The 11,748-nt window shown below is 66.7% G+C and carries 10 protein-coding genes; 4 read left to right on the top strand and 6 right to left on the bottom strand.

Annotated elements, in window-relative coordinates:
* Positions 1–97: 97 nt before the first annotated feature.
* Complete coding sequence (locus QM019_RS10085; protein WP_282852873.1) at positions 98–958, top strand: VOC family protein; 861 nt, start codon at positions 98–100, stop codon at positions 956–958.
* On the opposite strand, the gene QM019_RS10080 is transcribed toward QM019_RS10085, so the two are convergent.
* The gene (locus QM019_RS10080) at positions 955–2,583 is read right to left on the bottom strand and encodes an FAD-dependent oxidoreductase (protein ID WP_282852872.1); all 1,629 of its coding nucleotides are present in this window, start codon (positions 2,581–2,583) and stop codon (positions 955–957) included. The genes QM019_RS10085 and QM019_RS10080 overlap by 4 nt on opposite strands.
* A gap of 70 nt (positions 2,584–2,653) precedes the next feature.
* Here QM019_RS10080 and QM019_RS10075 point away from each other — a divergent pair, with 70 nt between their 5' ends.
* Positions 2,654–3,250, top strand: a complete 597-nt coding sequence (locus QM019_RS10075; RefSeq protein WP_282852871.1) for a helix-turn-helix domain-containing protein — start codon at positions 2,654–2,656, stop codon at positions 3,248–3,250.
* Positions 3,251–3,290: 40 nt separating this feature from the next.
* On the opposite strand, the gene QM019_RS10070 is transcribed toward QM019_RS10075, so the two are convergent.
* The 5 genes from QM019_RS10070 to QM019_RS10050 form a co-directional block, all read right to left on the bottom strand.
* A complete protein-coding gene (locus tag QM019_RS10070) occupies positions 3,291–4,568 on the bottom strand; it encodes an MFS transporter (protein WP_282852870.1) in 1,278 nt (425 codons plus the stop codon).
* Positions 4,569–4,706: 138 nt separating this feature from the next.
* Positions 4,707–6,410, bottom strand: a complete 1,704-nt coding sequence (locus QM019_RS10065) for a cation:proton antiporter (RefSeq protein ID WP_282852869.1) — start codon at positions 6,408–6,410, stop codon at positions 4,707–4,709.
* 77 nt (positions 6,411–6,487) lie between these two features.
* The gene (locus QM019_RS10060) at positions 6,488–8,071 is read right to left on the bottom strand and encodes an MDR family MFS transporter (RefSeq protein ID WP_282852868.1); all 1,584 of its coding nucleotides are present in this window, start codon (positions 8,069–8,071) and stop codon (positions 6,488–6,490) included.
* Positions 8,068–8,718 (bottom strand): TetR/AcrR family transcriptional regulator, encoded by a 651-nt coding sequence (locus QM019_RS10055; RefSeq protein WP_282852867.1) that lies wholly within the window; start codon positions 8,716–8,718, stop codon positions 8,068–8,070. The genes QM019_RS10060 and QM019_RS10055 overlap by 4 nt, the downstream gene beginning before the upstream one ends.
* A gap of 99 nt (positions 8,719–8,817) precedes the next feature.
* Complete coding sequence (locus QM019_RS10050; RefSeq protein WP_193127672.1) at positions 8,818–9,360, bottom strand: RNA polymerase sigma factor; 543 nt, start codon at positions 9,358–9,360, stop codon at positions 8,818–8,820.
* Positions 9,361–9,616: 256 nt separating this feature from the next.
* Between QM019_RS10050 and QM019_RS10045 the strand changes: the two genes are divergently transcribed.
* Together QM019_RS10045 and QM019_RS10040 are read left to right on the top strand one after the other, a co-directional pair.
* A complete protein-coding gene (locus tag QM019_RS10045) occupies positions 9,617–10,465 on the top strand; it encodes a hypothetical protein (protein WP_282852866.1) in 849 nt (282 codons plus the stop codon).
* A 160-nt stretch (positions 10,466–10,625) separates the two neighbouring features.
* Complete coding sequence (locus tag QM019_RS10040) at positions 10,626–11,702, top strand: hypothetical protein (RefSeq protein WP_282852865.1); 1,077 nt, start codon at positions 10,626–10,628, stop codon at positions 11,700–11,702.
* Positions 11,703–11,748 lie beyond the last annotated feature (46 nt).

Below are 11,748 nucleotides of genomic sequence, written 5' to 3'. Positions count from 1 at the left end.
TTTTGTAGTTCTGGCACCGCCAGAACTACAAAAAACGACCACTCAACTGCATTCGGGATTGACTTGGATAGTTGTAACTGCAAGTATTTGGGGGGGTATGAACGAGAAACTTGCCGCCGATACCACCATGGGTGCCGTCACGCTGTTCGTCGCCGACCTCGACGCGATGATCCGCTTTTACCGCGACGGCGTCGCGCTCGACCTCCTCGCACAGGAGGGCGACACCGCCTACCTCGGTCGCGGCGCCAAGACCCTCGTGATGCTCAAGCACTCCCCTGCGTTGAAGCACGCTGCGCCACACCAGGCCGGGCTCTTCCACACGGCCATCCTGTTCGACACCGAGGCCGCGCTCGCAGCATCCGTCTACTCGACCGCACAGCAGTACCCCGGCCAGTTCACCGGCAGCGCCGACCACCTCGTGAGTCGCGCGTTTTACTTCGACGACCCCGAGGGCAACGGCGTCGAGCTCTACTGGGACCGCGACCGCACCGAGTGGTCATGGGCCCACGGTCAGGTCGAGATGGACACCCTCTTTCTCGACCCCAACGCCTACCTCCGCGAACACCTCACCGAGGCAACCGTGGCGGCGCCGAACGTCGGCGACGCCACCGTCGGCCACGTGCACCTCAGCGTCGGCGACCTCGAGTCGGCCCGCGAGTTCTACGTCAACCAGCTCGGCTTCGACACGACGAACGACTTCCGCGGCGCGGCGCTCTTCGTCAGCGCCGGCGGCTACCACCACCACATGGCGATGAACATCTGGAACAGCCGCGGTGCCGGTCGCCGCCAGCCGACACTCGGGCTCGGTGAGGTCGATATCGTCGTGCCGACGCTCGACGAGGTCGGCACATTGACCGAGCGGATGCGCCACTACGGCGTCGATGCACGCGACGACGGCCGCTCGGTCACCTTCGACGACCCCTGGGCAAACCAGGTGCGCGTCACCGTCGCAGCCTAGGCCCTCTCGCCACCGCGGCGCCGCAGCATGACGACCGAGTCATCGATCGTCGACGGCGTACCGTCGGGCGCGGCAATTTCGCGCGGGCGCCGCTCGGCCACCTCGACCTCCCAGCCCGAGGGGTCGAGATCGAGCGCCGCGAGTTCGTCGTCGGGCTGAATGAAGTGGGCCGACCCGTGCCCGGCGCCAGCGCCAACGTGGCCAGCCCCACCATGCCCGGCACCGGCACGCTCGGCAGCCCAGGCGGGCGGCGCGGCGTGCGAGGTCAACAACAGTCGACCCCCGGGGCGGATGCGCTCGGCAGCGGTCCGCAGCACGGCCGTGCGGGCGAGCGCGACGGGCGACTGGAAGAAGCTCGCGGTCACGAGATCGAACTCCTGGCCCGACAGCTGCTCGAGCGCATCGCCAACATCAGCGGCGATGAACGTGGCACCGCTCACCCCGGCCTCGGCCGCCGCGGCCTGCGCCCGCGCCACCGCGCTCGACGAGAGATCGATGCCCGTCGCATCCCAGCCACGGGCGGCGAGCCAGAGCACATCCGCGCCCTCGCCGCAGCCGAGGTCGAGCGCGCGTCCCGCCGGCAGCGTGGCCGCGACGTCCTCAAGCACACGGTTGACGCGCCCCGACCAGACGCGCTCGCCGCCGTACTTCGTCTCCCAGTACTCGGCGGCGACGGCGCGTTCGCCATCCTCCTCGACGAGGAACCAGTTCACGATCGCGCCGGTCATGGTGCCGCTGCCGAGCGACATCGGCACGTTCGCCATCGGGGTGACGACGTTGCCGGTCGCCCACACGCGCGGGTGGCTGGTGAGTCCGGCCTGGTCGACCTTGATGACCGAGCCGAACGGCGTCTCGTCACGCACGAGTTCGAGCCCGGCGAGCATGCCATCGTGCGGCACGACCGCACCGGCGGCGAACACCGCGTCGACGTCGATCGAACGGCCGTCCTCGAGCTGAATCTGCTCGAGCGCCAGCTCGTCACCCGAGAACGCCACAACCGCGGCGTCGGCGACGACCTCGACTCCACGCGCGCGCAGGCGATGCGCGACCTCATCAGGTAACGAGACCGCAGGCACCACGAGCTCCCCCGCCGCGTCGCGTGCGCCGCCGACGAACACCGTCACGCGTTCACTCAGTTGACGCACCAGTTGGGCTTGATGCAGCGCCGCCTCGCTCGTCACGAGCACGCCGAGACGCTGGTCGCGCACCTCATAGCCGTGGCAGTACGGGCAGTGCAGCACTGACAGCCCCCAGCGCTCGCGCAGACCGGGCACGTTCGGCAGCACGTCGGTGAGCCCGGTCGCCACAACGAGCGACCGGGTACGCACCGATGCGTCGCGGGTCACGACCTCGAGGGCATCGCCACGATCGCGCACCGTGGCAACCTCGGCCGAGCGGAACTCGACGCCGTAAGCGGCGGCCTCGTCGCGACCCCGAGCGCGCAGCGCGGCGGGCTCGGCACCGTCGAAGCCAACGACGCCGTGCATGTGCTCGGCGAAGCGATTACGCCCACTGCCCGAATCGAGCACGAGCGTGCGGCGGCGCGAGCGCCCCAGCAGCTGTGCCGCCGCGAGGCCAGCCGGCCCCGACCCGATGATGATTGCGTCCCACTTTGAAGTCTGCATGTTTCAAGGTTGCGCCGAACTTGTTATTCTTGCAATCTAGTTTGCAGAAATAGCAAGTTAGGAGCATCGCATGCACGCCGATCTCGAACTCCTCGGTGCCCGGATTCGGGCCGCCCGCCAGGCCCGAGGCATGACTCTCGCCGAGCTGGCCGCGGCCGCCGACATGTCGACGAGCACGCTCTCGCGCCTCGAGTCAGGCAAACGCCAAGCGAACCTCGAACTGCTGATCCCGATCAGCCGCCGCCTCGGCATCCGGCTCGACGACCTCGTGCATCCCACCGCGCCCGACCCGCGCGTGCGCCGCGACACCGAGGAGCGCAGCGGCATGCGCATCACGCCCCTGACACCCGAAGATTCGCCGGTGCAGACATTCCGCGTCACGTACCCGCCAACCGCGGAACTCCCCCAGCTCCGCATGCACGACGGCTACGAGTGGTGCTATGTCCTAACCGGCAAGCTACGCCTGCGCGTCGGCGAGCACGATCTCGAGCTCTCCCCCGGCGAAGCGGCCGAGTTCGACACGCGCACGCCGCACGCGATGTCGGCGGCCGGCGGCGATCCCGCAACGGTGCTCAGCATTTTCAACCAATCGGGCGAGCGGATGCACACCCGGCTCGGCGAAGCGGGCGCGGCCCCCAGCGCCGGCAAGTCCGCGACCGAGAGCTAGTTGAGCTCGCCACGGCCGCCGACGCTGCGCCGAATGAGCCTTAACCGATGCGGATCGGCCCGGTGCCCGAGGCGGCGAGCGCGCGATCCCGAGCCGCCCGCTCCTCCTCGGTCACCGAGGTGGAAGCGCCAGCACCCTGGCGACGGTCACCGGCGAGGCTGAACAGCACGAGCACGAACCCGACGCTCGCGAGCATGAAGCCGACCCAGCCCGGCGCGAAGTAGCCGAGCCCCTGGGCGATGACGAGCCCGCCACCCCACGCGCCGATGCTGTTGCCAATATTGAAGGCCGCGTGGTTCGTCGCCGCGCCGATCAGCGGGGAGTCGCCGGCGAGCGCGATGAGCCGCGACTGCACCGACGGCGTGAGTGTCGACGAGGTGCCTGCGACGAGCGGCATGAGCACGAAGAGCAGCACGGGCGTCGTCGCGAGGGTTGAGAACAGTGCGAACATCGTCAGCAGGGCGATGAAGCCAACGACGATGCTGCCGCGCGGGAAGCGATCGCTGAGCCAGCCACCGACGAAGTTGCCAATGGTCATGCCGACGCCGACCATGGCGAGCAGCCACGGTACCTGCGACGCTTCGAGGCCGACGCCAAGCACCGCGATGTCGGCGATGTAGGAGTACACGGCAAAGAAGCCGGCGAAGCCGATCGCGCCGACGAGGATCATGAGCAGGAACGGCCAACGCGTGTACGCACGCAGCTCGTCCTTGGGGTTGCGCTCAGGCGTGCCGGCAAGGCGAGGCAGGCTCAGCCAGGCAAGCAGCAGCGACAGAGCAAAGATGCCCGCGACGGCGACGTAGGCCCATCGCCAGCCTGCGATCTGGCCGAGCCAGGTGCCGAGCGGCACGCCAAAGATGTTCGCGATCGTCAGGCCCGAGAGGGCGATCGAGATGCCGAGCCCCTGCTTGCCCGGCCCCATGATGCGGGCGGCGAGCAGCGACGCGACGCCGAAGTAGGCGCCGTGCGGCAGGCCGGACAGGAAGCGGGCGATCGCGGTCATCGCGAAGTCGGGAGTCAGCGACGAGAGCGCGTTGGTGATCGCGAGCGCCGCGAGCAGCAGCATCGCGAGGCGGCTCTGCGACATGCGCGAGCCGAACACGGCGATCGTCGGCGCTCCCACAACCACACCGAGGGCATACGCCGTCACGAGCCAGCCGGCGTCGGCGATCGCCTGCTCGCGCTGGCTCTCGAACGCCGGCACGAGGTCGGCAGCAATCTGCGGCAGCACACCCATCGTGCTGAACTCGGTGGTGCCGATGGCGAACCCACCCAGCGCGATCGCGAACAGCGCCAGCAGTGTGCGCGCCTTCGACATCTGAGGCATCTTGAGACCTTCCCACGGTTTGAACAGACGTGGAGCCTCGTAGCGCCAGGTGCCAAGACTACGACGAAATCGCGTTACGAAACAGACCTGGAGGTTCGCTGGGCGCGCACGGGCGGCGCGCACGGGCGACTAGGCCTGGCCGAGTTGCATGGTGCCGTTGTCGATGACGGCCTGCGCGCTCTCGATCGTTGCAGAGCGGTAGGTGCCTGACGAACGAGCTTCGATCAGCGCGGCGTGCTCGGTCGTGAGCACGATGCGCTGCAGCTCCGCGTGCTGCGCCCGCACCCCGTCCGCCCGGGTGTGCTCGAGCAGCTGCGCATCGCCCTGTTCGAGCATCATGGTGTTGCGGTCGAGGATGCTCTGGAGGATCTTTTCGTCGAACTTCGAGCCGTCCGGGCGGCGCAGCTCGGGGCTGCGCAGCGCGTCGTTGGTCGCGGCCGCGAGCTCGCGCAGCAGCCGGATGCGCTCTCGCGCGAGTTCTTCCTCCGGCGTCCCCCGCACGCCGAGCAGCCGGATGAGCAGGGGCAGCGTGCCACCCTGCAGCACGAGAGTCACGATGGCGACGGTGAAGGCGATGAGCACGAGCTGGGGGCGGTACGGGATGTCAACCGGCAGGGTCTGGGCGGCCGTGAGCGTGACGACGCCGCGCATCCCCGACCACGCGAGCACCGCCCCGCCCCGCCAGTCCAGCCCCTCGTTGACGTAGAACTTTGCGTCGGCGACCCGATGTCGAATCGCCCGCTCGATGCGCGGCGAGGTCGCGTGCAACGTACGCTCGGGGTCGTCAATGGTCGAAATCACCCGTTTGTAGGCGGTTATTCGGTCTTGGTGCTTCGCCTGGTTTTGCCCCAGCCAGTACACGAGGGGCACCATAAACACCGCCCGGAGCAGGATCAGCGCGACAGTGGCCATGAGGCCAATGCCGATGGTGGCAGCCACGCCGAAGTCGGCCGAGTCGACGCCCTCGAGGATGTGCGTGAGCTGCAGGCCCATGAGCAAGAACACGCCGTTCTCAAGCAGCAGCTGAATGGTGCGCCAGTTCGTGCGCTCGGATATTCGGTCTTCCGCACTGAGCTTGCGCGGGCCCAACGCGCCAGTGACGAGGCCGGCCGTCACGACCGAAAGCACGCCCGAGGCGTTGAGTTCCTCGGCTGGCAGGTAGGCGAGGAAGGGTACGACAAACGACACGGCCGTCGTGAGCTGCACCTGGCTGATCCTCGAGCGGAAGTAGGTGGCCACCAGGCCGACCACGGCGCCGATCACGATGGCGACGATGACGGCGTAGCCGAAGTCGACCACCGCATCCCACGCCGAGAAGGTGCTGCCGATCGCGGCAATCGCCGAGCGCAGCAGCACGAGCGCGGTCGCGTCGTTGACGAGCCCCTCGCCCTCAAGAATCGTGACGAGGCGGGTCGGCAGGCCGAGCTTCTTACCGATCGAGGTCGCCGCGACGGCGTCGGGCGGGCTGATGACGGCGCCCACCGCAACCGCCGAGGCGAACGAGAGGTTCGGGAACACGAGGTAGATGAGGGCGCCAGCACCGAAGGCCGAGACGAGCACGAGCACGACAGAGAGGGCCGAGATCGTGCCGAAATTGCGCCGGAAGTCGGTCGTCGGCATGTTCACCGCGGCGCCGTAGAGGATGGGTGGGAGCACGACCGCGAGGATGAGCTCGGGCTCGACCTCGAAGTCCTCCATGCCGGGCAGGAAGCTCACGCCGAGGCCGAGTAGGGCCACGATGATCGGCACGGCGACACCCAGCCGCGATGCGAACACCGAGCCGAGCACGATGACGAGCACGCCAATGACGACAAATAGCTCGGTTTGGAGCACGACTCGTTCCTATTCTTCTCGGGAAACGGCTCGGCGGGGACGTCGGTAGCGCTCCGTCGTCCCCGCCGTTGTGAACATTATGCGGTCACACCCGCAGATTCGCTGACTTCTGCCTCCTCATTCGCGACCGTCGTGGCGAGGTTCTTCTCTTTCACGAAGGACACGAGCACGAGGCCGACCAGCACGAGCGGCACGATGTAGAGCAGGATCGGCAACAGTGCTTCGTTGTACGCCTCGATGATCGGCTCGCGCACGACATCCGGTAGACCGTTCACTACCGCGGGCGTGAGCGAGGTCGCACCCAGCTCGCCGGTCGAGCCCGAGGGCAGCTGCGACATTTTCTCGGTCAGCAGGTCGACGAGCCGCGCCGAGAAGAACGAGCCGACGACAGCCGAACCGATCGTTGCTCCCACTTGGCGGAAATAGTTGTTCGCGGCGGTCGCCGTGCCGACGACGCGGCCCGGGAACTCGTTCTGCACGACGAGCGTGAGGATCTGCATGCTGAACCCGATGCCGATACCCATGACCGCGAGATACGTGCACATCAGCCAGATCGGCGAGTCAACGGCGAGCGTCGATAGCAGCGCGAGGCCGGCCGAGAGGATCACGAGGCCAACCAGCGGGAACGCCTTGTAGCGACCCGTGCGCGACACGACCTGGCCCGAGACGATCGAGGTGACGAGCAGCGCGCCCATCATCGGGGTCATGAGCAGGCCCGCCTCGCTCGCCGTCACCCCGGTGACCATCTGAATGTAGGTTGGCATGTAGCCGAGGGTGCCGAACATCGCGATGCCGACCGCCAGGCTTGCACCGGTGGTGAGCAGGAAGTTGCGGTTCTTAAACAGGTACCCCGGAAGAACAGGGCTCTCGGCCTTGCGCTCGACGAGGGCGAACGCAATCACCGCCACCACGGCGCCAGCAATGAGGCCAATGATCGTGGGCGAGTTCCAGTCGTAGGTGGTGCCACCCCACGTGCACACGAGCACGACGGCCGTGGTCGCGGCGGCGATGAGCGCCATGCCCAGGTAGTCGATGCGAGGGATCTCGTGCTCGCGCTTGTGCGGGTGCAGGAAGAGCAGCACGGCCACGATCGCCAGCACGGCGAGCGGGATGTTCATCCAGAAGGCCCAGCGCCAGCCGGGTCCGTCGGTGAGCCAGCCGCCGACGAGCGGGCCCGCAACCGAGCAGACGGCGAACACGGCGCCGAAGATACCCATGTACTTGCCGCGCTCGCGGGCCGGGATGACGTCGGCCATCGCAGCCTGCGAGAGGATCATGAGGCCACCGCCGCCAAGGCCCTGAATGACTCGGGCGATGATGAGCCACTCCATGTCCTGGGCAAGGCCACCAATAACGGAGCCGACCATGAACAGGGCGATCGCGACGACGAGGATGGTCTTGCGACCGAAGATGTCGCTGATGCGGCCGTAGATCGGCATCACGACGGTGCTGGCAAGGATGAATGCGGTCACGACCCAGACCATGTGGTCGGCGCCGTTGAGCTCACCCACGATCGTCGGCAGCGCCGTCGAGAGCACGGTCTGCCCCAGGGCAGACATGAGCATGGTGACGAGCAAACCGACAAACAGCATGACGATGCTCTGCTGTTTCTCGGGCTGAGCCTGCGGGAGTGCACCCGCGGTTGGGAGCGTCTTGGTCATTCCACTTCTTTCAATGCGGCTCGGAAGACCCGAATGGTTGGTTCGAATGCCTCGCGCGTTGGATTATCAAAAATGTCGGGGTTGCGGCGGAAGCTGTACTTCAGCACCGCACCCGCGAGGGTGATCACGGCTTCGGCGAGCGCGGGCGTCTCGCCTTCGCCCTCTCCGGTTTCGGCGAGCTTGTCGATGGCAAGCTCGGCGACTTTGTCTTGAATCTCTTGGAATCGCTGGTGCATGCGCTCGCGCAGCTCGGGATACTCCGTCGCGAGGCGGTGGAGTTCCTGACGACTCGTGCCGCTCTGTCGCATGTTCAGCGTCGTGCGGGCGAGAAGGACGACGATGCGGGCGAGCCGGGCGCCGCTCTCGCGGTTCTCGAAGAACTCGTCGATCGCCTCGGCGGGGATGATCGTCTCGGCCAGGCCGAGCACCGCATCCTCTTTGGTGGCGTAGTAGTTGAACAGCGTGCGCCGAGACACGCCGGCACGGTCCGCGATGGCAGTGATCGTCGTCGCGGCGAAGCCATTCGCCTCGACGAGATCGCGCGCGGCCTCGTGGATTTGCTTCAGCGACTCTTGCCGCTGGCGCTCCCGAAGCCCGGGTGCCGGTGCACACTCAGCGACCTGATCAGTCGAAATTGAATTTTGCACTCGTGCATCTTATGCACTGATGCACCTTGATGGCAAGCGGCACGCACAACAAACTCCCCACCACGATTCGTGCTGGGGAGTTGTGATTGCGTCGAACGGCTAGAGCTCCTGCGCGAGCAGGGCCTCTTTGAGCTGTTTGCGCGCGCGATTGAGCCGCGAGCGAACCGTCTGCACGGGTACCCCCTGATACTCGGCGATCTGCTCGTAGGTATAGTCACCGAACTCGCGCAGGACGAGCGCCACCCGGAACTCTTCACCGAGGGTGCTGATCGCCTGCTGCACACGGTCGCGCACCGCGTGATCCTCCGCGAAGTCCGGCCCGCCGTCGCCCTCAAACACGAACTCGGCGTCGTCATCGACCGTAATCTCGCGGCGCTTACGCACCAGCGCCAGCGCCGCGTTCGTCGCAATGCGGAACGCCCAGGTGCTGATCGAGGCTTCGCCGCGGAACTTCGGCAGGTTCTGCCAGATCGCGATCATCGCATCCTGTAGCGCATCCTCCGCATCCGCCCGATTGCCGATCGTGCGCACGCACACAGCGAAGAGCCGGTCGCGGTACGGATGCAGCAGCGCACTGAACGCGGCACGGTCCCCCTGCTTCGCCTTTGCCAGCAGGGCGGCTTCAGTGGCGGATGCGGCCAAGATTGCGTCTTCCTTTACGTCGATTCCCCCGGATCCATCGCGGTACCGATCGAGGGCCGCGACGCGTAATTGTTTGATCGTAACCGCCACAAGCTAACGAGAGTCTCCACACCCGCCAGACGTACGCGGGGATTCACCCAAAGACGGATGCGACGGTCAGGCGAAGTTCCTCATGATGTTCTTGTTGCCGCGGGAACTTTCCGCGCCTCCGGCACATCCAATCTTCGTTCTGCACGCCAGATACAGGGAGAACCCAATGACTACCAACGGACCCGAAGCAACGAACGGCTACGCAAGCCAGACCGGCTACGACACCGACGGGGACGGCAACGTCGAGACCGTCGAGTACGACGTCTACGGCAACGGTGAGGTCGACGAGACGCACTACGACACGAACGCCGACGGCAAGGTCGACGACATCTACTCGGACACCGATGGCGACGGCTACATTGACGCCCGCTTCATCGACACCGACGGCGATGGCGTGATCGACTACGCCGATGTCGATACCGACGGCGACGGCATCATCGACACCACGATGTACGACACCGACGGCGATGGCGTGATCGACGAAGCGCACGTCGACACCGACGGCGACAGCTACGCCGACGAGTACTACTCGATGAGTGACGGCGACGCGCCCGTCCCGAGCGTCACCCCGAACGCCAACGTCGAGGAGAGCAACACGGCGCCCGAGGGCGACACCCCCGCCGAACCCGACGCGCCGACCGACGAAGCCGGCGCCGAGGACATCCCCGCAGGCGAGGATGGCCAGGGCGGCGACACCGCTGAGGACGACGGCACGATCGACACCGACAGCGTCGACTACTCCGACTCGCAGTACCTCGAGGGCGAGGCCACAGTCGACAGTGACGGCGCCGGCGTCGCTGACAGCGCCGAGGTCGACATCGACGGCGACGGCGAGCTCGACGGCCTCATGACCGACCTCGACGGCGATGGCCTCGCCGAGGACATCGCCTACGACAGCGACGGCGATGGCGTGTACGACACCTTCGGTCACGACACGGACGGTGACGGCGTCGCCGACGAATACTCCATCGACACCGACGGCGATGGAGTCGCCGACACCCCGGTTGACATGTAGCTCGACGATTGGGCCCGACCGCACTGCGGTCGGGCCCTTCCGCCGTTCATGCCGCTCCCCAACACTTAACCAATGAGGATGCTCGGACCGGGAACTTTACCGGCCCCAGCCGCATCCAATACCCGATCGCAGCCCACACCACCAACAAAGGACGAGGATCATGAGCAACACGAACGGCATCCAGCACTCCGACGGCGCCCAGGACCCCACCACTGACACGACGACCGGCAACGCCGACGAGTACAGCAACTACTCGTCGGACGGTCGCAGCCAGTACGTCGACACCGACGGTGACGACCTCGGCAACGTCTACAACGTCGACGAAGACGGTGACGGCTACGCCGAGTCAACCTACATCGACACTGACGGTGACGGCACCCCCGACTCGATCGTGACCGACACCGATGGCGATGGCGTTCCCGACGAGAACTGGTCGGGCAACGACACGACCGACGAGTACTCGACCGACAGCTCGACCGACTCGAGCGAGTCGGAGCCGATCCCCTCGAGCCCCGAGTCGACTGACTCGATCGACACGACTGAGTCGACCGAGTCGAGCTCCACCGACGACCCGACCGACGCCATCAACCCCGACGTCACTGGCTACGCCTCCTCGGTGCAGTACGACGTCGACGGTGACGGCGTCATCGACGCGACCGAATACGACACCGACGGCGACGGCTACGTCGACACCACCACCTACGACAACAACGGTGACGGCGTCGCCGACGAGATGGTCATGGACGCGGACGGCGACGGCGTCGCCGACACCGTCGTCATCGACACCAACCGCGACGGCACCTACGACTACGCCGAGATTGACACAAACGGCGACGGCGTAACCGACGTGTGGGGCTACGACACCGACGGCGACGGCACGATCGACACCGTCGACTACGACGCCGATGGTGACGGCCTCGCCGACGCTACCGAGAGCGCGAACGGCGCCGAGGCACAGAACACGAGCTACGCAGCCCCGACCACCGGTGCGCAGCTCGACCTCGACGGCGACGGCGTCAACGAATCGACCTATGTCGACGTCGATGGCGACGGCGTGATCGACGGTATCGGCAGCGACTTCGACGGCGACGGCATTGCCGAGACGGTCTACGTCGACACCGACAGCGACGGCGTCGTCGACACGGTCATCATGGACAGCGACGGCGACGGCTACCTCGACAGCGCGGCGACCGACGCCGATGGCGACGGCTACGCCGAGACCGAGGTCTCGTTCTAACGCGAACGCGGCTCCACAAAATCTCGCAAAAAAATCTGCGCGGGGT

This window comes from Gulosibacter sediminis (assembly GCF_030011715.1).
GTDB lineage: Bacteria > Actinomycetota > Actinomycetes > Actinomycetales > Microbacteriaceae > Gulosibacter > Gulosibacter sediminis.
The sequence above is the reverse complement of the archived record's forward strand: the minus strand, read 5'-3'. Positions and strand labels throughout refer to the sequence as shown.